The organism is Jannaschia sp. GRR-S6-38, assembly GCF_029853695.1.
Classification (GTDB): domain Bacteria; phylum Pseudomonadota; class Alphaproteobacteria; order Rhodobacterales; family Rhodobacteraceae; genus Jannaschia; species Jannaschia ovalis.
Genome location: NZ_CP122537.1, coordinates 1,674,366 through 1,697,278, shown reverse-complemented (window position 1 = coordinate 1,697,278; position 22,913 = coordinate 1,674,366). Strand labels below are relative to the sequence as shown.

Sequence of the window (22,913 nt, the reverse complement as noted above, 5' to 3'; positions counted from 1 at the left end):
ATCCTTCAGAAAGGGGGGCTCACGCGTCCGGTCTCAGGATCACGCAGGCAAGCGGTGGCAGGGTCAGGCTGGCCGAGACCGGCTGGCCGTGCCAGCCCTCGCCATCGGCCGACACCCGGCCACCGTTGCCCGAACCCGTACCGCCATATTCGGTTGCATCGGAATTGAAAATCTCCTTCCAGGCGCCGTCCGACGGCAGGCCCACCCGGAAATCCTCGCGCAGGACGGGCGCCATGTTGCAGATCACCGCGACCGCCGGGTCGCCGTCCCCGCCCATCCGCAGGAAGCTGAAGACGTTGTTGTCGGCATCGCCGCCGTCGATCCAGCGGAAGCCGGACGGATCGCAATCCAGCCGGTGAAGGCCGGGATTGTCGCGATAGACCCGGTTCAGGTCCCGCACCAGGCGCTGGATGCCCTTGTGGCTGTCGTCGTCGAGCAGGTGCCAGTCGAGGCTGCGATCGTGCGACCATTCCCGGTCCTGGCCGAATTCCGACCCCATGAAGAGCAGCTTCTTGCCCGGATGGGTCCACATCCAGCCCAGATAGGCGCGCAGGTTCGCGAATTTCTGCCAGCGGTCGCCCGGCATCTTGCCCAGGAGGCTGCCCTTGCCGTGCACGACCTCGTCATGGCTGATCGGCAGCACGAAATTCTCGCTGAAGGCGTAATGCAGCCCGAAGGTCATCTTGTCGTGGTGCCAGCGGCGGTTGATCGGGTCTTCCTGGATGTATTGCAGCGTGTCGTGCATCCAGCCCATGTTCCACTTGAAGTCGAAGCCGAGCCCGCCCTCGTCGACCGGGCGCGACACGCCCGGGAAAGCGGTCGACTCCTCGGCGATCGTCTGGCCGGTGCTGCGCTCGCCCACCTGGCGGTTCACGTCGCGCAGGAAATCGATCGCGTCCAAATTCTCGCGCCCGCCATGGCGGTTCGGGATCCATTCGCCGGCATCGCGCGAATAGTCGAGATAGAGCATCGAGGCGACGGCATCGACGCGCAGCGCGTCGACATGGAACTCGTTGAGCCAATAGAGCGCCGAGGCCCGCAGGAAGTTCGACACCTCGTTGCGCCCGAAATTGTAGATCAGCGTGTTCCAGTCCTTGTGGAAGCCCAGCCGCGGATCCTCGTGCTCGTAGAGCGCGGTGCCGTCGAAGCGCGCCAACCCGTGCTCGTCGGACGGGAAATGCGCGGGGACCCAATCCATGATGACGCCGATATCGCGCTGGTGCAGGTGATCGACCATCGCCGCGAAATCCCGCGGCTCGCCGAAGCGCGAGGTGGGGGCGAACATGCCGATGGGCTGATAGCCCCAGGATGGCGCGAAGGGGTGCTCGGAGAGCGGCAGGAACTCCACATGAGTGAAGCCCATCTCCTCGACGTAATCGGCCAGCATCGGGCCGACCTCGGCATAGGACAGCATACGGTCGTCATCGCCGCGCCGCCACGAGCCCAGATGCACCTCGTAGATCGAGACCGGCTTGCCGCGCAGATCCTCGCGGCCCTTCTTCGTCCAGGCACCGTCGCCCCAGGGCCGGTCCATCGGTGCGGCCACAATCGAGGCGTTGCCCGGCGGCACCTCCATCCGGAAGGCCAGCGGATCGGCCTTCAGCGGCAGCACCTCGCCGTACGCGCCGACGATCTCGAACTTGTAGATCTCGCCCGGGCCCATGCCAGGCACGAACAGCTCCCACAGCCCGCCGCCCAGACGCTTGCGCATCGGGTGGCGGCGCCCGTCCCAGGCGTTGAAATGGCCCACGACGCTGACCCGACGGGCGTTCGGCGCCCAGAGGCCGAAGCTGACGCCCTCGACCCCCTCATGGCTGCAGACATGCGCGCCGAGCTTCGTCCACAACTCCTCGTGCCGGCCCTCGGCCAGCAGGTATTCGTCCATCTCGCCCAGCACCGGCCCGAAGCGGAACGGATCCTCCTTCTCCCAGACATGCTCGCCCGCGCGCAGGCGCAGCCGGTAGGCGGGCATCGCCTTGCGGCGTGCGAAACGGGTGTGGAACACGCCCTCGGGATGGATCCGCTCCAGCGCCGCCAGCACCTTGCCCTTGGCGTCGATGGCCTCGACCTCGCCCGCATCGGGGGCGAAGACGGTCAGGGCCGGGCGGCCCGCGTCCGCATGCGGGCCCAGCACCGCGAACGGGTCGCTCAGCCGGCCGCGCACGATCGCCTCTAGCGTGGCCTCGTCATGCGGCGCCGCGGGCGCGGCGGCCTCGGGCGCGGGTTTCGCTGCGGATTTCGCGCGCGGTTTGCGGGGGGCCTTCGGCTTGGTGGGGGCGCTCATGTTTCGTCCTCCATGACATGCAGGATGCCCTTCAGGGGCACGTCGATCCATGCGGGTCGGAAATTGCGTTCGTAATCGACCTCGTAGGCCGCCTTGCGCAGGACATGCAGGTCCAGGAGCGCGTCCTCGAAGGCCCGGTCGGCGGGGCGGACGGGCGCGTCGCCCATCGTGTCGCGCCAGCCTTGCAGGAACGCGCCCGCCGTGCGCGCGCGCCAGTCGGCGACCTGCGCCAGCGCCCGCTCCGGGTCGGCCCCGCCCTCGATCCGGCGGTCCAGCGCCGTCCAGAGCGCGTAGTCGAAGCTGCGCAGCATCCCCGCTACGTCCCGCAGCGGCGAGGACTTGGCCTGCCGCTCGGCCAGGCTGCGCGACGGCTCGCCCTCGAAATCGATGATGGCGAGGTCGTTCTGCGCCACGAGGACCTGGCCCAGGTGATAGTCGCCATGTACGCGGCAGGCCGCGCCCGAGGGCGTCATCGCCCCCAGCCGCGCGATCCGCGCCAGGATGTCGACCTGTCGGGCCTTGACCCGTTCGGCCAGCCCGACCGCCTCGCCCTCCAGCGCGGCAGGGTCCAGCGCGTCGAGCGTGCGGGCCACCTCGTCGCGGGTCTCCCGGACCAGCGCGGCCAGGCCCTCGGCATCCAGCGGCTCGGTTCCGAAGGCGCCATCCCCGGAAGCAAGCGCGAGGTGCATCTCGGCCGTGCGCTGTCCCAGCAGCGTGCCAAGATCCACCGCGCCCAGCGCCAGGATCCGGTCGTCGCCCGCGCGCCCGACCTCGCGGGCCTCCATCTCGCGGTCCAGCCCCTCGGTCACGAAGGACCAGGCATCGCCCTGGTTCGGCACGTATTCCGACGCGGCCGCCAGGATCGTCTCGGTGCCGTCATCGGCGGTCCAGGCGATGGTGCCCAAGAGCTTGGGCGTGCCCTCGAAATCCGTCTCCTCGGTCAGGAAGCGCGCCACCTCGATATCGGGCTGCACGCCCTCGCGGACGCGACGGTAGAGCTTCAGCACCAGCTGGTCCGAGAAGGCGACCGAGGCGTTCGACTGCTCGGCGCCCAGGAGCCGCGGCTCGCCCGCGGTCTCGTCATCGGGCAGGTTCTGGCCCGCGAAGACCAGCTTGCCGCCCGGGCCCGCGATCTCGGCGCCGTCGCGCATCGCACCGAGCAGGGCGCGCGCCATCTCCTCGTCGGAGGCGCCGTCCATCAGCGCGCCGACCTGGTTGGTCCGCCGCAGCTTGGCCAGCGTCGCCGGCAGGCGCGGCGACAGGCTCAGCGCGCCCTCGTCCCAGACCGCCGAGAGCGGCAGGAAATAGCTCTGCGTCGCGCCGCCGGTTTCCACATCGGCGACGGCCAGCATGTGCTTGCCCTCGCCCAGCTCGCCCATCTGGCGCAGATCGACCGAGCTCACGCCCCGGCCCTTGCCCGCGAACCAGCGCTGCAGCTCGATATAGCGGGGCAAGCTGCCGGACAGGAACTGCTTGCCCTCGCGGCCCGACAGCGCCGTCGACAGCGTGCCGTCCCGCGTCGTCATGGTGACGAAATCGGGCAGGACGGGCGTGGCCGGCATGTGCCAGTCGGGCGCCTCCTCCTCGGTGGCCAGCTTGAACCAGAAGAAGCCGTAGGCCGGCAGCGTCAGCATGTAGGGCAGCTCGCCCACCGGCGGGAAGGGCGACTGGCCGACCAGCTCGACCGGCACGCGGCCTTGGTAGCGGCTCAGGTCGATCTCCACGGCCTGCGGCGCGCGGCTCAGATTGGCGACGCAGAGCACCGCCTCGTCGCCCTCCGAGCCCGGCTCGGCCTCCTTGGCGCGGCGGATATAGGCCAGCACCTTGCGGTTCGCCGGATAGAGCAGGTCGATCTCGCCGCGTCCGAAGACGTCGTGCTTCTTGCGCACCGTCACCATGCGCCGCATCCAGTTCAGCAGCGACGAGGAGGAGGCCGCCTGCGCCTCGACATTCACGGCCTCGTAGCCATGAACCGGGTCCTGGATCGTCGGCAGATACAGCCGCTGCGGATCGGCGCGGCTAAAGCCCGCGTTGCGGTCGGCCGACCATTGCATCGGCGTGCGCACCCCGTCCCGGTCGCCCAGGTAGTAGTTGTCGCCCATCCCGATCTCGTCGCCGTAATACATGATCGGCGTGCCCGGCATCGACAGCAGCATCGAGTTCAGAAGCTCGATCTTGCGCCGGTCGTTGCCCATCAGCGGCGCCAGCCGGCGGCGGATCCCCATGTTGATCCGCGCCCGCTTGTCGGAGGCGTAGGTCTCCCACAGGTAATCCCGCTCGCGGTCGGTCACCATTTCCAGCGTCAGCTCGTCATGGTTGCGCAGGAAGATGCCCCATTGGCAGTCCTCGGGGATCTCGGGCGTCTGGCGGATGATGTCGGTGATCGCGTGCCGATCCTCCTGCGCCACGGCCATGTACATCCGCGGCATCAGCGGGAAGTGGAATCCCATGTGGCACTCGTCGCCCTCGCCAAAATAGGGGCGGGTGTCCTCGGGCCACTGGTTGGCCTCGGCCAGCAGCATCCGGCCCGTGTAATGCGCGTCGAGGTCGCGGCGGATCGCCTTCAGCACCTCGTGGGTCTCGGGCAGGTTCTCGTTATTGGTGCCGTCGCGCTCGACCAGGTAGGGGATCGCGTCCAGCCGCAGCCCGTCCACGCCCTTGTCGAGCCAGAAATGCATGACGTCGATGACGGCTTCGAGCACCTTCGGATTGTCGAAATTCAGGTCCGGCTGGTGGTCGAAGAAGCGGTGCCAGTAGAACTGCCCGGCCACCGGGTCCCAGGTCCAGTTGCTGTCATGGGTGTCGTTGAAGATCACCCGGGTCTTGTCCATCCACTTGGACGGATCGTCCGACCAGACGTAGAAATCGCGCTCGGGGCTGCCCTTGGGGGCGTGCCGGGCGCGCTGGAACCACTCGTGCTGGTCGCTGGTGTGATTGATGACCAGCTCGGTGATGACCTTCAGCCCGCGGCGATGGGCTTCGGCGACGAAGGCGTCGAAATCCTCCAGCGTGCCGTATTGCGGGTTCACCGCCTTGTACTCGGCGATGTCGTAGCCGTCGTCGCGCAGCGGCGAGGGATAGAAGGGCAGAATCCACACGGCGGTCGCGCCAAGGCTCTGGATATGGTCGAGCCGCTGCATCAGCCCGGCGAAGTCGCCGATGCCGTCGCTGTTGGAATCCTGGTACGCCTTCACGTGGCACTGGTAGATGATCGCGTCCTTGAACCAGTCCTCCCGGTCCGCGTCGGCGATGATGGTATGAGCTGGGGCGTTCATCGTGCGGCTCCGGGTGGGGTCAGTTTCCAGATGGCGTAGGGACGGTTCCAGGGATCCAGCGCCAGCCTGTGATCACGGCCGTGCCAGGTGAAGCTGTTGCCGTGGATCAGGTCCTGCACCTCGATCGAGGCATCTTCCGGCAGCCCGAACTCCCAGAGCGGGACCTCGAAGCCGAACTCGGCGCCGGCATGGGGGTCCAGCAGCACGTGGAACAGCACCGCGTTCCCGGTCGCCGGATCGTGGCGCAGCCAGCTCAGCACCCGGTCGTCATGGGCGGGCACGAAGGACAGGTTGCGCATGTCGCGCATCGCCGGCTGCTCGCGCCGGATGCGGTTGATCAGCCGCACGTCGTCCTTGATGTTGTCGGCCGCATCGAGATCGCGATGGCGCAGCTGGTATTTCTCGCTGTCGAGATACTCCTCCTTGCCGGGCATCGGCGCGCCCTCGCAGAATTCGAACCCCGAATAGAGCCCCCAGTTGCCCGCCAGCCCCGCCGCCAGGATCGCGCGGGTGCGGAACCCGGGACGCCCGCTGGTCTGCAGCATCACCGGATTGATGTCGGGCGTGTTGACGAAGAAATTCACGCGCATGTAGTCCGCGCATTCCGTCGTCGTCAGCTCGGTCAGATACTCCGCCAGCTCCTGCTTGGCGTTGCGCCAGGTGAAATAGCTGTAGCTCTGGTTGTAGCCGAGCTTCGCCAGCCGCTTCATCACCTTGGGCCGGGTGAAGGCCTCGGCCAGGAAGACCGCCTCGGGATGGGTCTTGCGGACCTCCGCGATCAGCCATTCCCAGAACGGGAAGGGCTTGGTGTGCGGGTTGTCGACGCGGAAGCTGACGACGCCGTGCTCCGCCCAGAACAGGAACATGTCCAGCACCGCGTGCCAGAAGGGCAGGTTCGGGCTGCCATCGTCCATGTAGTAGCGGAAATTGACGATATCCTCGTATTTCTTCGGCGGGTTCTCGGCGTATTTGATGGTGCCGTCGGGGCGCCATTCGAACCATTCGGGATGCTCGGCGATCCAGGGGTGGTCGGGCGAGGCGTTCAGCGCGATGTCCAGCGCCACGTCGAGGCCCGCGTCGTTGGCCTTGGCCACCAGCCGGTCGAAATCCGCCAGCGTGCCCAGCTCGGGATGCACCGCCATGTGCCCGCCCTCGGGCGAGCCGATGGCATAGGGCGAACCCACGTCGCCCGGCGCGGCGGTCAGCGTGTTGTTCTTGCCCTTGCGGTTCGTGCGCCCGATCGGGTGAATCGGCGGGAAATAGAGCGTGTCGAAGCCCAGGTCGGTCACGTAGCCAAGATGCGTCTCGACATCAGCGAAGGTGCCGTGCCGGCCGTCCCCGCCCCAGGAGCGGGGGAACAGCTCGTACCAGGCCGAGAAGGCCGCGGCTTCGCGGTCGACCCAGACCGGCATCGGCGGCGATTGCGTCAGGTTCGCGCGCGGCCCGATGCGCTGCATCAGCGCCGCCGTCTCCTCCGACAGCAGCGCGTGCTGCGCATCCTTGCCCTTGGCGGCGGCTCTCAGCGCCTTGAGCGCCTCGCCATCCGCGCCGCGTGCGCGGATACCCTTCAGAATGTCGCGCGCCTCCTGCAGTTCGGTGGCGACGGATTGGCCGGCGGCGACCTTCTTGCCGGTGTCCCGCGCCCAGGTCGCGAAGACGTCGCGCCAGGCGAGGATGGTGAAATGTGCGGGCCCGGGCCCGTCGAACCGCGCCTCGCCCGTCCAGCGATCGTTGACCGCATGGGTCAGCGCGATCTCGGACGGTTCCCGGCCCGGCAGGTCGATCAGCGCGGCGGCGCCCAGCACCTCGTGCCCGTCCGCGAAGATGTCGGCGGCGATCGCCACCGGCCAGTCGGCCACCACTTTGGCGGCGAAGCGGCCCGCATCGACGGCGGGTTCGATCGCCTCGATGGCGAGTCGGACAGAGGTCAGGGCGGCCGGCGGGTCGGCGCGCTTTGCGGATTTCGGGGCCTTCGTGACGGCTTTCGGCTGTCGCGTCATATCTCCCTCGTCGTCGTTATGCCGCTCTCGTCGCAGTTGGCGGCTCGAATGGATGAACGAACGCCCTTTGCACTATGTTCCGCAATCCCGGGGTCAACCCCCGCGCGGGTTCAACCCGCAATTGCACGCATGTCGGGGTCCAGACCTGCCCACCAATCCGCGTATGTGCTGTTTTTCGGGGCCTTCCGCGTCTCGTCCGGGGCGCCATCCGTCCACCAGACCGGGCCGCGCTCGCCGAGCCGTTCCTTGGCGGCCTGCACCCGGTCGCGCGCGGCGCGGGTCTCCGCCTTGGTGGCCGCGTCGCGCACCGCGCGCCGCGCGGCCATCAGGTCGCGGACGGCCGCCTTTCGCTCGGCTTCGGGCAGGGCCGGGTCGCTGCGGCGCCAGAGCCGGCCCTTGGCCACGAAGTAGCGGCCATCGGGCGTGACGGGATAGTCGGGCATGGGTTGGAGATAGGGCCGGAGACGCCCCGTCGAGGGGCTGCGCCCGCACCGGGCCGGGCGTCGCATCGGACATGACGGCCCGCCGAGGCGCGCCGTCACACCATCCGGATGACCTTCGGATCCAACGCCAGCACGTAGCCCTGCCGCGTGATGTTGCGGATCAGGAGGTGAGTCACGATCTGGTTGCCCAGCGCGTCGCGCAGGCGCTTGATCCGCGTGGCCCCCGCCGCCTCGTCGCAATCCGCCTCGGGCCGGCCCGAGATCATCGACTCGATCTGCGCGCCGGTCAGCATGTCGCCGTCCAGCCGCGCCTCGGCCAGCACGCTCAGCGTCTCCATCGCGGCATCGGTCAGCTTCAGCTCGATATCGTTCAGCATCACCGCGTTCTCGGCCCGGGCCAGCACCAGCGAGGTCACCTGGATGCCCGAGCGCTCGATCTCGCCCATGCGCCGGTTCAGCGTCACGATGGCCAGCAGCAGCACCACGCAGGCGATCAGCAGCGCGGTGGCGAAGACCAGCAGCACGAAGATGATCGTGCGATAGCTCGCCAGAACGTCCGAGAAGGCGGTGCCGGATTGCGCCAGCACCTCCAGAAGCCCGATCTCGGCGCGGCCGGTCAGGTCGGCTTCCACGAACAGCCGCTCGACCCGGGCGTTGAAGGCGTTGGCGTCGGGCAGGGTCGCGAACAGGAAGATCGCCGCCGCGCCCAGGATCAGGACGATGGCGGCGATGCCGACGCCGACGATCCGCGCCGAGGCGGCCCGCGTCTCAGTAACGGAGGAAGAATTCGCCGGCACTGTCTCTCCTATCTTCCAGCCCCTCGGGGCCGAACACGGACGTCACCTGCAGCAACTGCCAGCCATCGGCAAGCCGCTGCGCCAGAATGGCGGCGGCGGCGGCCGGATCGCAAGCGTCATCGGGGATCTCGATGACGCCGTAATGCAGTTGCAGGGGGTCGTCCTTCTTCGCCTTGTAATCGGCATAGCAGGCCGCCCCGGCCGGTGAGGCGAGGCAGGCGAGCAGGATGAGGGTCAGTGCGGGTTTCATGCTTTCCCTGATGGGGGATCGGGGCCGCGCAGGCAATATCCTCCGCGCGGCTATGCGATGACAGCAGCGCGTTATTGAGGGACCGAGCCCGGCGGGGCGAAGACCGGGTTGTCCCATCCAGGACACACCGACACTGCCCGAGGAGACCCGCCATGACCCGTCCGATACTCGCCGCGATCCTGTCCGCCGCGCTGGCCCTGCCCGCGACCGTGACGCCCGCCGCCGCCGATTCCCGCGACGTGGCCCGCGTGCTCGGGGGCCTCGCCGTGCTCTACATCCTCAAGGAAGCGATCGAGCGGGACCGCGCCCGCGCCGCCCCGGTCAGCCGCGCGCCGATCTACCAGCCGCGCCGCCATGCGCCGCGCAGCGCTCCGCGGCCCCAGCGCCGCGACCGCTTCGACGTCAAGATCCTGCCCGAGCGCTGCTTCCGCAGCTTCGAGACCCGCCGCGGCACGGTCCGGGGCTACGGCGCGCGCTGCATGCAGAACGCGGTCGCCCGGCCCGGCCTCCTGCCGCCGCAATGCATCGAACAGATCCGGACCGTTCGCGGTCCGCGCAACCTCTACCGTGCGCGCTGCCTGCGGCGCGACGGCTGGGCTCCCCGCACCGCACGTCGTTGACTTCGCGTTGACGCACCGCCGGGAGGGGAGGCAGGGTCGGCGTCATGCCGGCCCTGCCACCCGACTTTTCGCATGAGCGCGCCGCCCTGGACCGGGGCGCGCGCGTCGTCGCCGGGCTCGACGAGGTCGGCCGCGGGCCCTGGGCCGGGCCGGTCGTGGCCTGCGCCGCCCGCCTGACCGGCCCCGCCCCCGCGGGCCTGACCGACAGCAAGAAGCTCACCGCCGCGCGCCGCGCCGCGCTGGTGCCCCTGCTGGAGGCCTGCTGCGAGTTCGGCTTCGGCGAGGCCAGCGTCGCCGAGATCGACGCGCTCAACATCCGCCGGGCCACGCATCTGGCCATGCGGCGCGCCGTCGCCGCCCTGCCTGTCCCGCCCGACCACCTGCTGATCGACGGCAATGACTGCCCCGACTGGGTCGATTGTCCCCGGGACGTGATCATTGGCGGCGATGCGCGGTCTTTGTCGATCGCGGCGGCCTCGGTCCTCGCCAAAACACGGCGGGATCAAGGCATGGTGGCGCTGGCGCAACAATTTCCCGGCTACGGCTGGGAGCGCAACGCCGGATACGGCACCGCCGCCCATCGCGCCGGGCTCGAAACGCTGGGCGTGACACAACATCATCGGCGTAGCTTCGCCCCCATCCGCAAGATATTGTGTCCAACCGCGTGACACGATCTTGCCGCAATCTGCCTGTGGACCGTTAACCCACAGCCCGCCATCTTGGGCCTCACAACAAATTGGCGACCCCGGCAAACGGGGCGCCGGCATGAGGCGACAGAGACATGGCAAGACCCGCATCGGGAGCGTCCGCGCTTCCGCTCGACACGATATTGCCCGGCGAATGCGCCGCGGCGATGGACGCGCTCCCCGAGAATTCCGTCGACCTGATCTTCGCCGACCCCCCCTACAACCTGCAGCTCAAGGGCGACCTGCACCGGCCCGACAATTCCACCGTGGACGCGGTGGACGACGCCTGGGACCAGTTCGACAGCTTCGCCGCCTACGACGCCTTCACCCGCGACTGGCTGCGCGCCGCGCGGCGCGTGCTCAAGCCCGATGGCGCGCTCTGGGTGATCGGCAGCTACCACAACATCTTCCGCGTCGGCGCGGCGGTGCAGGATGCCGGGTTCTGGCTCCTGAACGACGTGGTCTGGCGCAAGACCAACCCGATGCCGAACTTCCGCGGCAAGCGGCTGACCAACGCGCATGAGACGCTGATCTGGGCCTCGCGCTCCGAGGGCTCGAAGTACAAGTTCAACTACGAGGCGCTGAAGGCCCTGAACGAGGGGGTGCAGATGCGCTCCGACTGGACCTTCCCGATCTGCACCGGACACGAGCGGCTCAAGAACGCACGCGGCGAGAAGGCACATCCGACCCAGAAGCCCGAGGCGCTGCTGCACCGGCTTCTGGTCGCCACGACCGATCCGGGCGACGTGGTGCTCGATCCGTTCTTCGGCACCGGCACGACCGGCGCCGTCGCCCGCGCGCTGGGCCGCCACTATATCGGGATCGAGCGCGAGGCCGAGTATCGCGACCTCGCCGCCGCCCGCATCGCCGATGTCCGCCCCTACGAGGCCGCGGCGCTCAAGGTCACCACCTCCAAGCGCGCCGCCCCGCGCGTGCCCTTCGGCCAGCTGGTCGAGCGCGGCATGCTGCGCCCGGGCGAGGAGCTTCTGTCCGGCAATGGCCGCTTCCGCGCCAAGGTGCGCGCCGACGGCACGCTCGCGGGCGAGGGCGTCATGGGCTCGATCCACCAGGTCGGCGCCGCCTACGAGGGCGCGCCGTCCTGCAACGGCTGGACCTATTGGCACTTCAAGCGCGAGGGCAAGCGCGTGCCCATCGACGCGCTGCGCCAGCAGATCCGCGACGAGATGGGCGACCCCACGGGCTGATCCCCAACCAGGTACCGCCTGCGCCCGCTGTCCAATGTCCGGCGGGCGCACCTTGACCCCTGCCCGGCCCTGCCGGTGCGGGGGTCCTTTTTGTCTAGGCCGGGCCTTCGGTGATCAGGACCAGCGCGCCCGCCGCCCCGTCGCGTCGGGCCGCCGCCAGACCCGCCGCGCCCGACGCGGTGGTCGGCAGCCCCAGCGCCCCGGCGTCGCCGGCTGCCGCGCGGGCCTCCGCATCGCTGACCGTCGCGTAGCCTACGCCGGCCCGCGCCAGCATCTCCACCGCCAGCATCGACGGCGCCTTGCAATCCAGCCGCCCCATCTCCGAGACCGGGCCCGCCACCGTCACCGACCGCCCCGCCGCGGCACTCGCCGCGAGGCAGGCGGCGGCCTCGGGCTCGACCACGACGATCTCGGGCTGCACCGGCCAGTCGGCGCGGATCGTCTCGGCCATCGCGGCGGCCAGACCGCCCACGCCGGCCTGCAGATAGACCCGGGCGGGCCAGTCGCCCGCGGGCCCGATCTGCTCGCGCAACTCGCGCGCGATCACCGTGTATCCCTCCATCACCAGCCGGGGCGGCTCGGTATAGCCGGGCCACGACCCGTCGGCGAGATGCGTGGCGCCGCTCGCCTCCGCATCGGCGATGGCCGCCGCCACGCTCGCCTCGTAATCCGCGCCCGACCGGACGACCTCGGCCCCCTTCGCGCGCAGCCGGTCGGCGAAGCCCTCGCTCACCGTGGCCGACAGGTGGACCCGCGCCGCGGCGCCGAAGAGCCGCGCGCCCGCAGCGACCGACAGCCCGTGATTGCCCGCGCTGGCGCAGGTGAAGACCCGGCCCCGGCCGGCCCGCCCGGAGGCCAGCGCGGCGAGATCGCCGCCCAGCAGCGCGGCCACCGCATAGACCCCGCCCAGCGCCTTGAACGCGCCCAGCCCCATCCGGTCGGAATCGGCCTTCAGCATCAGCCCGTCCGCGCGCCGCAGCGGCGTCGCGCGATGCGCCGGGCACTGCGCGAGAAGCCCCAGGGGCCGGTCCGGATCGAGCAGACGCGTCATCACAAACGAAAAGGGCGCCCCCGAGGGAGCGCCCTTTCCAAGTCTATGTGCGGTCCGGTCCGGATCAGTCCGAAGCGACGGCGGCGGCCAGCAGGACCAGCGCCAGGAGCGGAACCACGATGCCGGCGGACGAGGACGAGGTGTCCTCGACGATGACCACGGGCTCGACCGGGGCGGGCTCGATATTGCCGGCGAACGCGGTGAGCGGGGCGGCCGTCAGAGCGGCGGCGAGAGCAAGTTTCTTCATTGTATCCTCCAAGATACGCCATCGGTGAGGCGTCAGTTGCCACACCATATGGCACCCAAGACTGTACCTCGTGCGAGTCCGTTAAACAGTTACGCCTGGGCATTGCAACGACTGCGAAAGCCCGAAAACGCGACGGGCGAAGGGCTTGTCAAATAAGCAACACCTGCGTTCCGACCCGCGACATGGCGAAAACCTCGGCGATATGCTCGTTGTAGAGCCCGATGCATCCCGAGGACGAGCGCCGCCCGATCTTGCGCGTGTCATGGGTGCCGTGGATCCGGTAATAGGTCCATCCGAGATACAGCGCATGGGTCCCCAGCGGGTTGTCCGGACCTGGCGGCACGACCGCCGGCCACTCGGGATTGCGCCGCCGCATGTTGGGCGTCGGCCGCCAGGTCGGACCCACCACCTTCTGCACCACGCGCGTGCGCCCGCGGCGCGTCATCTCCTCGGTCATCGGCACAGAGGAGGGGTACAGGTGATAACCCCCGCCCTCGTCCCACATATGCAGCGCGCGGCTGTCGATATCGACCAGGATCGCGCCGCCCTGCAGGCTCGGGAAATGCGCGCGCCAGTCATGCGCCCGGAAGCTCGCCAGGTTGCGGCGCGCGGTCGAGGCGGTGACGTCGGCCTCCATCTGCACGGTGTCGGGTAGGCCCTGGCCCAGCGCGGGGCCCGCCAGCGCGGCGGCGCCTCCGGCCAGAAGGGCGCGACGGTTCATTCGGCGCATGCGATCTCTCCCCTGTTCTGCCGGGACCCGGCCCCCGGCGCGAATTGTTACGGCAGGTTACGGCCTGGACCGCCCCGCCTCAAACAATCCGCAACCCCTTGGCCGGGTTCCGCCCGCAGGCCGCCGGCGGGATTTGCCATGCCCCCTGCTCCGCGATAGGTCGGACCCGATCGCGCCAAGGACTTGGGAAGACCGACATGAATCGCCGCACCGCCCTGATCCTGATGGGAAGCTCCGCCCTCGCCGCCTGCGCCCCGCCGCCCCCGGCGCTGGGGCCCGACGGCCGGCCCCTGCCCAAGCTCTACCGGATCTCGGCGTCCGATGGCGAACGCATCCCCTTCCGCGTGCTCGATTCGGTCAACGCGCTGCGCCAGGGCGCGGGCGTCGCCGCGCTGCAGCTCGACCCCAACCTCTCGGCCGCCGCCGCCACCCACTCGCGGGACATGTCGCTGCAGAACCGGCCCTGGCACTTCGGCTCCGACGGCTCGTCGCCGATCGACCGCGCCCGGCGCGTCGGCTATTCGGGTCGCCTGCTGGGCGAGGCCATCTCCGAGACCTACGAATCCGAGCTCGAGACCGTCGCGGCCTGGATGCAGGAAACCGGCGCCCGCCGCGTGATCCTCGACCCCGACGCCCGCAGCATGGGCTTCGCCTATTTCCAGGAGCCCAACGGCAAGATCTGGTACACGCTCACCGTCGGGACCTGAACCTCAGGGAAAGATATCGATCGGCGTGCCGTCCTCGACCATCGCGTAGATCTTCTTCATCTCGCGATTGCTGACGGCGATGCACCCGGCGGTCCAATCCTCGCCCCGACCGCGCCGCTTGTCGCCCCAGCCGTGGATGAAGATGTCGCCGCCGGGCTTCAGCCCACGGCTCGACGCGAATTCCAGGTCGGCCGCGTTGGGATAGTCGATCCCGATCGAGAGGTAGAAGCTGGAATTCGGGTTGCGCCGGTCGATCGTGTAGCGCCCCTCCGGCGTCCGCCCGTCGCCCTCGAACTGCTTGTGCCCCTCGGCGGTGAAGCCGAGCTGGATCTCGAAGGCTTCCAGCACCTGGTCGTGATGCATCAGGTACATTCGGCGATTGGCCTTCTGCACCTCGACCCGGGTCACCTGGGGTCCGTCATAGGATATGAACTTGCTGCTGCACGCCGAAAGCGTGAACGCGACGCCTGCCAGAAGCGCCGCCCTGCGGGTCATCTTCGTCATCTGCCTGCCTGTGGTCTGTGTCGTTGCACTGTCCGGGGGCGAGCCTAGCCGATTCCCGCGCCCGGCGAAACGATCCACAGGGCCGCGGCCTCAGCTTTCGCGCTCCTGTCGCAACAACGCCGCAAGCCCCGCGCGATAGTCCGGATAGGCGAGCCGCACGCCCAGCTCATCCTTGATGCGGTCGTTCCGGACGCGTTTCGACTCGGCATAGAAGCTGCGCGCCATCGGCGACAGCTCGGCCGCGTCGAAATCCACCGCCTCCGGCAGCGGCAGGCCGAGCAATTCCGCCGCATGGGCGATCACGTCCTGCGGCGGGGCCGGGTCGTCGTCGCAGAGATTGTAGATCCGCCCGCCCGGATGCGGCGCCGCGATCGAGGCCTCCAGCACGCGGGCGATATCCTCGACATGGATGCGGCTGAACACCTGGCCCGGCTTCACGATCCGCCGCGCCGTGCCCTCGCGCACCTTGGCGAAGGGCCCGCGCCCGGGCCCGTAGATGCCGGCCAACCGGAAGATATGCAGCGGTGCGCCCGTCCGGTCGCAGATCGCCTGCCACGCGGCCTCGGCCTCGACCCGCATCCGGCCCCGCCGGGTCGCGGGCGCCAGCGGTGTGTCCTCATCGACCCAGCCGCCCGCATGGTCGCCATAGACGCCCGTCGTCGACAGGTAGCCGACCCAGCGCATGGCGCCCAGATGCGTCTCTAACGCAGGGGAATAGGCGTTCAGAACCGGGTCGCCCTCGGGCCCCGGCCCGGCCGAGACGAGCACGTGATCGGCCCGCGCCAGCGCCGGGCCGATCTCGGCGCCGAAGTTCAGCGGCTCGACCCCCTCGGCGCGCAGGGCCGCGGCCTTCTCCTCCGACCGGGTGGTGCCGATCACGGTCCAGCCCCGGGCCAGCAGGCGCGGCGTGAGCGCGCGGGCGGAATAGCCGTGCCCGAAGCTCAGCAGGCAGCTCACGACAACCGCTCCACCGCCCAGCGCGCGGCATCGGCCACCGCGGCGTCGCCATCGTCGCACAGGTCCTGCGCCACCGGTTTCAGGCGCGCGGACCCGGAATTCCCGATCGCGTAGCAGACGTTGCGCACCATCCGGTCGCGGCCGATCCGCTTGATGGGCGAGCCCGCGAAGCGCGCGCGGAACCCCGCATCGTCCAGCCCCGCCAGATCGGCCAGCGCCGGCGCGCGATGCGGCCCGTGATAGCGTATGTCGGCGGCCTCCACCGCGAACTTGTTCCACGGGCAGACGGCCAGGCAGTCGTCACAGCCATAAATCCGGTTGCCGAGGCCCGGCCGCAGCGCGGGATCAACCGGGCCCCTATGCTCGATCGTCAGATAGGAGATGCAGCGCCGCGCATCGAGGCGGAAGGGCGCGGGGAAGGCGTCGGTCGGACAGATGTCCAGGCAGCGCGTGCAGCTCCCGCAATGCTCGCCCTCGGGCGCGTCGGGGGGCAGCTCCAGCGTGGTGAAGATCGCGCCCAGGAAGACCCAGTTGCCGAAATCGCGGCCCAGCAGGTTGGTGTGCTTGCCCTGCCAGCCGATCCCCGCGGCCTGCGCCAGCGGCTTCTCCATCACCGGGGCAGTATCGACAAAGACCTTCACCTCGCACTCCGCCTCGGCCACCATCCAGCGCGCGACCCGCTTCAGCGCCTTCTTGACCAGGTCGTGGTAATCGCGCCCCTGCGCATAGACACTGATCGCCCCGTGTTCGGGACGATCCAGGTCCGCAAGCGGGTCGTGATCGGGCGCGTAGCTATGGGCCAACATCACCACCGACCGCGCCGCGGGCCAGAGGCTCGCCGGGTCGCCCCGCCAGGCCGCCCGCTCGGTCATCCAGGCCATGCCCCCGTGATGCCCGTCATCGAGAAACTGCCGCAGCCGGACCTTCGCATCGGGGATGGCGTCAGGGCGGCAGACGCCCAGGGACACGAAGCCCGCCGCCCGCGCCTCCGCCGCCAACCTCTCCCGAAGCGCCGTGCCCCCGCCCGTCTCCGTCACGAAGTGTTAAGGTTAACGCGCCCCCTCCCCACCATCACGGGTCCGGAGATATTCATTTCGGGACGACCACGACAGATGCACGGCCCGCGCGACGCGGCCACGTCAGAAATCCAGATCGGCGTAATGCCCCGCGGGGCGGAAGCCCGGCACGACATCCGCCAGGATCGAGCGGAAGGCCGGGCGCGACTTGATCTTGGCGTACCAGTCCCGCACCGCCTGATTGCGGTTCCAGTCCACGTCCGAGCTGTAGTCGAGACAGCTCAGATGCGCCGCCGCCGCGAAATCCGCGAGCGACATCTCGGCCCCCGCGAGCCAACGGTTCCGGTCCAGCAGCCATCCCATATAGTCGAGATGGAAGCGGATCGCCTTGACCCCGCTCTTGACGTTCGCCCCGTCGGGATAGCCCTGCCGCGTCAGCTTCTTGTTGATCCGCTCGTAGACCAGCTTCGACGTCACCTCCTGGTGGAACTTGTCGTCGAACCAGCCCACCAGCCGCCGCACCTCGGCCCGCGCGGCGGGCTCCTTCGGCATCAGCGCGGGCTCGGGCACCGTCTCCTCGAGATATTCGCAGATCGCGCCGCTATCGGGCAGCGTCAGCCCGTCGATCCGCAGCACCGGGACCTTGCCCGCCGGGTTGCGGCGCAAAAATTCCGGCGCAGCCTCCCAATAGGGCTCGTCGATCAGCTCCACCTCCAGCTTCTTCTCGGCCAGCACGAGGCGCACCTTGCGGCTGAACGGGGACAGGCGGAACTGGTGAAGCTGGATCATGATGGCACGGGAATGCCCCGCGCGGCGGCGCTTTTCAATCCTCGAAGCAGGCCGCGCGACCGTCGGCGCGGATCGTCGCCGCGCCATCGGCGACGCGCGCCGACTTGCGGCGGATCGGCTCCGAGGGCCGCGCCGCGTCGCGGTCCTTCGGCGCCGGCAGGATCGCCGCGATCCGCGCCGCCTGCCCCGGGCTCAGATCGGCGGCATCGACGCCGAACCAATGCCGCGCCGCGGCCTGCGCGCCGAACACGCCCTCGCCCGTCTCGGCCACGTTGAGATAGACCTCCAGGATCCGCCGCTTCGGCCAAAGCGCCTCCATCAAAGGTGTGATCACGGTCTCCAGCGCCTTGCGCGGCCAGGACCGGCCCTGCCAGAGAAAGGCGTTCTTCACCACCTGCTGGCTGATGGTCGAGGCGCCGCGCGCGGCCCCCGCCTCGATCGCGTCGCGGATCGCGTCGACGTCGAAGCCCCAATGCAGGCAGAAATTCGCGTCCTCCGCCGCCACCACCGATCGGGCCAGCGCGGGCGCGATCGCGTCGAGGTCGCGCCATTCCTGCGCCACCGCCCCCAGCCGCAGCCGCTCCGACAGCATGTAGGGCGTCGTCGGCGGGTCGATCCAGCGATAGGCCGCCACCCAGAGCACCACCAGAACCGCCACCCCGATCGCCCCGCGCAGCGCCCAGCGCCCGGTGGCGCGTAGCAGTCCGGCCAGCCGCGCCCGCAGGCCGGGTCGCGTCGCGCTGCGCTTTCGGGAGGTTCGGCGTTTCGTCACGCGCCCACCAAACCGCTGCCGCGGCGGCGGTCAAGAAAAACCCCGCCCGCCGGTCGGGCGGACGGGGCGAAGGTGGCCCGAATGCGACCCTATTCCGCGGGAATCGCGCCGACCTCGTCGCTCAGCGGCGCGGGCAGATGCACCAGCATCTCCTTCGGGCAGACCTGCAGGAAGTTCCCCAGCTCGCGCTCCCAGTCGCCCAGGATCGCGCGCGCCTTCTTCGACCCGGTCTCGGCCGCGTGCCGCTCGACCAGGCCGCGCAGTTGCTCCTGCCAATGCGCCACCGTCACCGGGCAGGTCACCAGCGTCTCGGGGTTCATCAGGCTCGAGGCCAGCCCGTCGGGATCGTAGAGATAGGCCATCCCCCCGGTCATGCCGGCGCCGAAATTGGCCCCGATCCGACCCAGGATCACCGCGACCCCGCCGGTCATGTATTCGCAGCCATTCGACCCGCAGCCCTCGATCACCACCTTCGCGCCCGAGTTGCGGACCGCGAAGCGCTCGCCCGCGCGGCCGGCGGCGAAGAGATAGCCGTCGGTCGCACCGTAGAGCACCGTGTTGCCGATGATCGTGTTGTCGTCGGCCTTCAGCGGGCTCGCCATCGGCGGGCGCACCACGATGGTGCCGCCCGACAGGCCCTTGCCGACATAGTCATTGGCATCGCCCGACACTTCCAGCTTCAGGCCCGGCGCCAGGAACGCGCCCAGCGATTGCCCGGCCGAGCCCTGGAGCTTGACCGTCAGGTGATCGGGCTGCAGCCCGTTCCGCATGCCGAATTTCGACACGATATGGCTGGACGTGCGCGTGCCCACCGTCCGCCAGGTGTTCTGGACGGCATAGGAAAGCTGCATCTTCTCGCCATCGTCGAGGAAGCGCTGCGCGTCCTGCACGATCTGCGCGTCCAGCGTGTCGAGCACCGCGTTGCGCGGGCGGGTCCGGTCGTAGCGGATCCGGTCCGCGCCATCGACGGTGATCAGCAGCGGGTTCAGGTCCAGGTCGTCCAGATGCGCCGACCCGCGCGACACCTGCGTCAGCAGGTCGGCGCGCCCGATCACCTCGTCCAGCGACCGCGCCCCGATCGAGGCCAGGATCTCGCGCACCTCCTGCGCGTAGAAGGTGATCAGGTTGACCACCTTGTCCGCCGTGCCGGTGAACTTGGCCCGCAATTCTGGCTTCTGCGTGCAGACGCCGACGGGGCAGGTGTTCGACTGGCACTGCCGCACCATGATGCAGCCCATCGCGATCAGCGCGGCGGTGCCGATGCCGTATTCCTCGGCCCCCATCATCGCCGCCATGACGATGTCGCGCCCGGTGCGCAGCCCGCCATCGGTGCGCAGGGTCACCCGCTCGCGCAGCTTGTTCATCGCCAGGACCTGGTGCGCCTCGGTCAGCCCCATCTCCCACGGAAGACCCGCATATTTGATCGAGGTCGCGGGCGATGCGCCCGTGCCGCCGTTATGCCCCGAGATCAGGATCACGTCGGCCTTGGCCTTCGCCACGCCGGCCGCGATCGTGCCGACGCCCGAGCTCGCCACCAGCTTCACCGTCACCTTGGCGCGCGGGTTGATCTGCTTGAGGTCGTAGATCAGCTGCGCCAGGTCCTCGATCGAATAGATGTCGTGATGCGGCGGGGGCGAGATCAGCGTCACGCCCTTCGTCGAATGCCGCAGCCGCGCGATGAGGTCGGTGACCTTCATGCCGGGCAGCTGGCCGCCCTCGCCGGGTTTCGCACCCTGCGCGACCTTGATCTCCAGCTCCTCGCAATGGTTCAGGTATTCGGCGGTCACGCCGAAGCGGCCCGACGCCACCTGCTTGATCTTGGCCGACGGGTTGTCGCCATTGGGCTCGGGCACGAAATGCGCGGGGTCCTCGCCACCCTCGCCCGAATCCGACTTCGCGCCGATCCGGTTCATCGCCACGTTCAGAAGCTTGTGCGCCTCGGGCGACAGCGCCCCCAGCGACATGCCCGGCGTGACGAAGCGCTTGCGGATCGCCGTGATGCTCTCGACCTCCTCGATCGGGATCGGCTCGCCCTTGGGCTTTATCGCCAGCAGGTCGCGCAGGTGAATCGGCGGGTTGGCCTGCATCGCGGACGAGAACTGCTTCCACAGCTCGTAGGACCCGCGGTCGCAGGCGGCCTGAAGCATGTGCATGGTCTGCGCTTCCCAAGCGTGCTTCTCGCCCGAGCGGCGCGCCTTGTAGAAGCCGCCGATGGGCAGCACGTTGCGCGCCCCGCCGGTCAGCCAGCCGCGGGCGTGCACGCCCTCGGCCTTGCGCTGGATGCCGATGACGCCGATCCCCGAGATGCGGCTCAGCATGCCGGGGAAATACTCCGCCACCATGGCCCGGCTCAGGCCCACTGCCTCGAAGTTGAGACCGCCGCGATAGGAGGACACGACCGAGATGCCCATCTTGGCCATGATCTTCAGAAGGCCCTGGTCGATGGCGGAGCGGTAGCGCGCCACCGCCTCGTCCAGGCTGCAATCCAGCAGCCCGCGCTCGATCCGGTCGGCCAGGCTGTCCTGCGCCAGATAGGCGTTCACCGTGGTCGCGCCGCAGCCGATCAGCACCGCGAAGTAATGCGGGTCGATGCATTCCGCCGAGCGCACGTTGATCGAGCAGAAGGTCCGCAGCCCCTTCCGCGTCAGCCAGCTATGCACCGCGCTGGTGGCCAGGATCATCGGCATCGCGACGCGCTCTTCGCCCTGGAAGCGGTCGGTCAGCACCAGGTGTCCCGCGCCCGACCGCACCGCATCCTCGGCCTCGGCGCGGATCCGCTCCAGCCCGTCGCGCAGCGCGTTGGCCTGCCCGCCCACCGGGAAGGTGCAGTCGATGGTGACCACCGAATCCTCGAAATGGTCCATCATCGCCTGGAACTGCGCGTTGCCCACGAAGGGGCTGTCCAGCACCAGGATCTCGGTCTGGCTCGAGTCCTGGTCCAGAACGTTCTTCAGGTTCCCGAACCGCGTCTTCAGGCTCATCACCCGGAACTCGCGCAAGCTGTCGATCGGCGGGTTGGTGACCTGGCTGAAGTTCTGGCGGAAGAAATGGCTCAGCGGGCGGTACTGCTCGGACAGCACCGCGCTGGGCGTGTCGTCACCCATCGAGGCCAGCGTCTCCTTGCCGTCCTCGGCCATGGGCGCGAGGATCTGCTCCAGCTCCTCGACGGTATAGCCCGCCGCGACCTGCCGCCGGCGCAGCTCGTCGCCGGAATGCACCGCGCTCTCGGCCACGCCCTTGGTGACCTCTTCCAGGTCGGTGATCTTCTCGACCCAGTCGCCGAACGGCAGCTCGGCCGCCAATTGGTCCTTGATCTCGGTGTCGTGGAACAGCTTGCCCTCGACCATGTCCACCGCGATCAGCTGGCCCGGCCCCAGCGCGCCCTTCTCGACCACGGTGGCTTCGTCGACCGGCACCATGCCCGCCTCCGAGCCCGCGATCAGCAGCCCGTCGCCCGTCACCGTGTAGCGCATCGGCCGCAGCCCGTTGCGGTCCAGCCCCGCGCAGACCCAGCGCCCGTCGGTCATCGCCAGCGCAGCGGGCCCGTCCCAGGGCTCCATCACCGAGTTGCAATAGGAATACATGTCCCGCCAGGCCTGCGGCAGCTCGATCGCCTGCTGCGACCAGCTTTCGGGCACCAGCATCGTCTTCGCCATCGGCGCATTGCGCCCCGCTCGCACCAGCACCTCGAACACCGAATCCAGCGCCGCCGAATCCGACGCCCCCTGCGGCACGATCGGCTTGATGTCGCCCGCCAGGTCCCCGAAGGCGCTCGACGCCATCCGGATCTCGTGGCTCTTCATCCAGTTCACGTTGCCCTTCAGCGTGTTGATCTCGCCGTTATGGGCCAGCATGCGGAAGGGCTGCGCCAGCCACCATTGCGGGAAGGTGTTGGTGGAGTAGCGCTGGTGATAGATCGCGAAGGCGCTCTCGAATCGGTCGTCCTTCAGGTCGGGATAGAACTCGGCCACCTGCTCGGCCAGCATCATGCCCTTGTAGATGATCGACCGGCAGCTCAGCGACGCGATATACAGCCCCGCGATCTGCGCGGCGATGGCCGCCTTCTCGATGCGCCGGCGGATCACGTAGAGCTCGCGCTCGAAGGTCTCCTCGTCGGCGCCCTTCGCGTTCGAGATCAGGATCTGCTCGATCTCGGGCCGGGTGGCGTTGGCCTTCTCGCCCAGCACCTCGATATTCACCGGCACGTGCCGCCAGCCATAGATGTAGTAGCCCATGCGCAGGACTTCGGTCTCGACGATCGTGCGGCAGACCTCCTGCGCGCCGAAATCGTTGCGCGGCAGGAAGACCTGGCCCACGGCCAGCGTCTCGTCGCGCACGTCATGGCCGGTGCGCGCGATCTGCTCGCCGAAGAACTTGTATGGAATCTGGACGTGGATGCCCGCGCCGTCGCCGGTCTTGCCGTCGGCATCGACCGCGCCGCGGTGCCAGATGGCCTTCAGCGCGTCGATCCCGGCCTGCACGACCTTTCTGGCTGCGCTCGCCCTTCAGGTCGACCACCAGGCCCACCCCGCAGGAGGAATGCTCGGATTCCTCGTGATAGAGACTGGTTCCGGCGATCC

General features: G+C 69.2%; 18 protein-coding genes and 1 pseudogene. 4 read left to right on the top strand and 15 right to left on the bottom strand.

Going from position 1 to position 22,913, the window contains the following annotated elements:
* Nucleotides 1-19 precede the first annotated feature (19 nt).
* The 6 genes from glgB to P8627_RS08790 form a co-directional block, all read right to left on the bottom strand.
* Nucleotides 20-2,284 carry a 1,4-alpha-glucan branching protein GlgB gene (glgB, locus tag P8627_RS08815; protein WP_279963735.1) on the bottom strand — a complete coding sequence of 755 codons (2,265 nt, stop codon included), beginning with the start codon at nucleotides 2,282-2,284 and terminating at the stop codon, nucleotides 20-22.
* Entirely contained in the window at nucleotides 2,281-5,559 is a 3,279-nt protein-coding gene (treS, locus tag P8627_RS08810) for a maltose alpha-D-glucosyltransferase (protein WP_279963734.1), read from the bottom strand. The genes glgB and treS overlap by 4 nt, the downstream gene beginning before the upstream one ends.
* Nucleotides 5,556-7,559 carry an alpha-1,4-glucan--maltose-1-phosphate maltosyltransferase gene (locus P8627_RS08805; protein ID WP_279963733.1) on the bottom strand — a complete coding sequence of 668 codons (2,004 nt, stop codon included), beginning with the start codon at nucleotides 7,557-7,559 and terminating at the stop codon, nucleotides 5,556-5,558. The genes treS and P8627_RS08805 overlap by 4 nt, the downstream gene beginning before the upstream one ends.
* Nucleotides 7,560-7,669: 110 nt before the next feature.
* Complete coding sequence (locus tag P8627_RS08800; RefSeq protein ID WP_279963732.1) at nucleotides 7,670-8,002, bottom strand: hypothetical protein; 333 nt, start codon at nucleotides 8,000-8,002, stop codon at nucleotides 7,670-7,672.
* 95 nt (nucleotides 8,003-8,097) lie between these two features.
* On the bottom strand, nucleotides 8,098-8,799 hold the full coding sequence (locus P8627_RS08795) for a winged helix-turn-helix domain-containing protein (protein WP_279963731.1): 702 nt from the start codon (nucleotides 8,797-8,799) through the stop codon (nucleotides 8,098-8,100).
* Nucleotides 8,771-9,049: a hypothetical protein gene (locus tag P8627_RS08790; RefSeq protein ID WP_279963730.1), complete on the bottom strand. Its 279-nt coding sequence runs from the start codon at nucleotides 9,047-9,049 to the stop codon at nucleotides 8,771-8,773. Before P8627_RS08790 ends, P8627_RS08795 begins: the two co-directional genes overlap by 29 nt.
* A gap of 152 nt (nucleotides 9,050-9,201) precedes the next feature.
* Between P8627_RS08790 and P8627_RS08785 the strand changes: the two genes are divergently transcribed.
* From P8627_RS08785 to P8627_RS08775, 3 genes are all read left to right on the top strand, one after another.
* Nucleotides 9,202-9,669 (top strand): hypothetical protein, encoded by a 468-nt coding sequence (locus P8627_RS08785; RefSeq protein WP_279963729.1) that lies wholly within the window; start codon nucleotides 9,202-9,204, stop codon nucleotides 9,667-9,669.
* A 44-nt stretch (nucleotides 9,670-9,713) separates the two neighbouring features.
* Nucleotides 9,714-10,337, top strand: coding sequence for a ribonuclease HII (locus P8627_RS08780; RefSeq protein ID WP_279963728.1), 624 nt, complete (start codon nucleotides 9,714-9,716; stop codon nucleotides 10,335-10,337).
* A 113-nt stretch (nucleotides 10,338-10,450) separates the two neighbouring features.
* Complete coding sequence (locus P8627_RS08775; protein ID WP_279963727.1) at nucleotides 10,451-11,560, top strand: site-specific DNA-methyltransferase; 1,110 nt, start codon at nucleotides 10,451-10,453, stop codon at nucleotides 11,558-11,560.
* A gap of 94 nt (nucleotides 11,561-11,654) precedes the next feature.
* Here P8627_RS08775 and P8627_RS08770 read toward each other — a convergent pair whose 3' ends face one another.
* From P8627_RS08770 to P8627_RS08760, 3 genes are all read right to left on the bottom strand, one after another.
* A complete protein-coding gene (locus P8627_RS08770; protein ID WP_279963726.1) occupies nucleotides 11,655-12,611 on the bottom strand; it encodes a pyridoxal-phosphate dependent enzyme in 957 nt (318 codons plus the stop codon).
* Between the two features lie 64 nt (nucleotides 12,612-12,675).
* Nucleotides 12,676-12,858 carry a hypothetical protein gene (locus P8627_RS08765; RefSeq protein ID WP_279963724.1) on the bottom strand — a complete coding sequence of 61 codons (183 nt, stop codon included), beginning with the start codon at nucleotides 12,856-12,858 and terminating at the stop codon, nucleotides 12,676-12,678.
* Nucleotides 12,859-13,006: 148 nt separating this feature from the next.
* Nucleotides 13,007-13,579, bottom strand: a complete 573-nt coding sequence (locus P8627_RS08760; RefSeq protein WP_279963722.1) for a L,D-transpeptidase — start codon at nucleotides 13,577-13,579, stop codon at nucleotides 13,007-13,009.
* 206 nt (nucleotides 13,580-13,785) lie between these two features.
* Between P8627_RS08760 and dalA the strand changes: the two genes are divergently transcribed.
* The gene (dalA, locus tag P8627_RS08755; RefSeq protein WP_279963720.1) at nucleotides 13,786-14,295 is read left to right on the top strand and encodes a divisome-associated lipoprotein DalA; all 510 of its coding nucleotides are present in this window, start codon (nucleotides 13,786-13,788) and stop codon (nucleotides 14,293-14,295) included.
* A 3-nt stretch (nucleotides 14,296-14,298) separates the two neighbouring features.
* On the opposite strand, the gene P8627_RS08750 is transcribed toward dalA, so the two are convergent.
* The 6 genes and pseudogenes from P8627_RS08750 to gltB form a co-directional block, all read right to left on the bottom strand.
* Nucleotides 14,299-14,799, bottom strand: coding sequence for a L,D-transpeptidase family protein (locus tag P8627_RS08750; protein WP_407932921.1), 501 nt, complete (start codon nucleotides 14,797-14,799; stop codon nucleotides 14,299-14,301).
* Nucleotides 14,800-14,889: 90 nt separating this feature from the next.
* Nucleotides 14,890-15,756 carry an SDR family oxidoreductase gene (locus tag P8627_RS08745; RefSeq protein ID WP_279963719.1) on the bottom strand — a complete coding sequence of 289 codons (867 nt, stop codon included), beginning with the start codon at nucleotides 15,754-15,756 and terminating at the stop codon, nucleotides 14,890-14,892.
* A complete protein-coding gene (queG, locus tag P8627_RS08740; RefSeq protein ID WP_279963718.1) occupies nucleotides 15,753-16,793 on the bottom strand; it encodes a tRNA epoxyqueuosine(34) reductase QueG in 1,041 nt (346 codons plus the stop codon). The genes P8627_RS08745 and queG overlap by 4 nt, the downstream gene beginning before the upstream one ends.
* Nucleotides 16,794-16,895: 102 nt before the next feature.
* Entirely contained in the window at nucleotides 16,896-17,561 is a 666-nt protein-coding gene (fzlA, locus tag P8627_RS08735) for an FtsZ-binding protein FzlA (RefSeq protein ID WP_279963717.1), read from the bottom strand.
* A 34-nt stretch (nucleotides 17,562-17,595) separates the two neighbouring features.
* On the bottom strand, nucleotides 17,596-18,333 hold the full coding sequence (mtgA, locus tag P8627_RS08730; protein WP_407932920.1) for a monofunctional biosynthetic peptidoglycan transglycosylase: 738 nt from the start codon (nucleotides 18,331-18,333) through the stop codon (nucleotides 17,596-17,598).
* A gap of 89 nt (nucleotides 18,334-18,422) precedes the next feature.
* Nucleotides 18,423-22,911, bottom strand: a pseudogene (gene gltB / locus P8627_RS08725) (glutamate synthase large subunit).
* Between the last annotated feature and the right edge of the window lie 2 nt (nucleotides 22,912-22,913).

What these genes read in the sequence shown, in the direction of transcription:
- glgB (WP_279963735.1), bottom strand. Translation starts at nt 2,284, where the DNA reads ATGAGCGCCCCCACCAAGCCGAAGGCCCCCCGCAAACCGCGCGCGAAA.
- treS (WP_279963734.1), bottom strand. Translation starts at nt 5,559, where the DNA reads ATGAACGCCCCAGCTCATACCATCATCGCCGACGCGGACCGGGAGGAC.
- P8627_RS08805 (WP_279963733.1), bottom strand. Translation starts at nt 7,559, where the DNA reads ATGACGCGACAGCCGAAAGCCGTCACGAAGGCCCCGAAATCCGCAAAG.
- P8627_RS08800 (WP_279963732.1), bottom strand. Translation starts at nt 8,002, where the DNA reads ATGCCCGACTATCCCGTCACGCCCGATGGCCGCTACTTCGTGGCCAAG.
- P8627_RS08790 (WP_279963730.1), bottom strand. Translation starts at nt 9,049, where the DNA reads ATGAAACCCGCACTGACCCTCATCCTGCTCGCCTGCCTCGCCTCACCG.
- P8627_RS08785 (WP_279963729.1), top strand. Translation starts at nt 9,202, where the DNA reads ATGACCCGTCCGATACTCGCCGCGATCCTGTCCGCCGCGCTGGCCCTG.
- P8627_RS08780 (WP_279963728.1), top strand. Translation starts at nt 9,714, where the DNA reads ATGCCGGCCCTGCCACCCGACTTTTCGCATGAGCGCGCCGCCCTGGAC.
- P8627_RS08775 (WP_279963727.1), top strand. Translation starts at nt 10,451, where the DNA reads ATGGCAAGACCCGCATCGGGAGCGTCCGCGCTTCCGCTCGACACGATA.
- P8627_RS08770 (WP_279963726.1), bottom strand. Translation starts at nt 12,611, where the DNA reads ATGACGCGTCTGCTCGATCCGGACCGGCCCCTGGGGCTTCTCGCGCAG.
- P8627_RS08765 (WP_279963724.1), bottom strand. Translation starts at nt 12,858, where the DNA reads ATGAAGAAACTTGCTCTCGCCGCCGCTCTGACGGCCGCCCCGCTCACC.
- P8627_RS08760 (WP_279963722.1), bottom strand. Translation starts at nt 13,579, where the DNA reads ATGAACCGTCGCGCCCTTCTGGCCGGAGGCGCCGCCGCGCTGGCGGGC.
- dalA (WP_279963720.1), top strand. Translation starts at nt 13,786, where the DNA reads ATGAATCGCCGCACCGCCCTGATCCTGATGGGAAGCTCCGCCCTCGCC.
- P8627_RS08750 (WP_407932921.1), bottom strand. Translation starts at nt 14,799, where the DNA reads ATGACGAAGATGACCCGCAGGGCGGCGCTTCTGGCAGGCGTCGCGTTC.
- fzlA (WP_279963717.1), bottom strand. Translation starts at nt 17,561, where the DNA reads ATGATCCAGCTTCACCAGTTCCGCCTGTCCCCGTTCAGCCGCAAGGTG.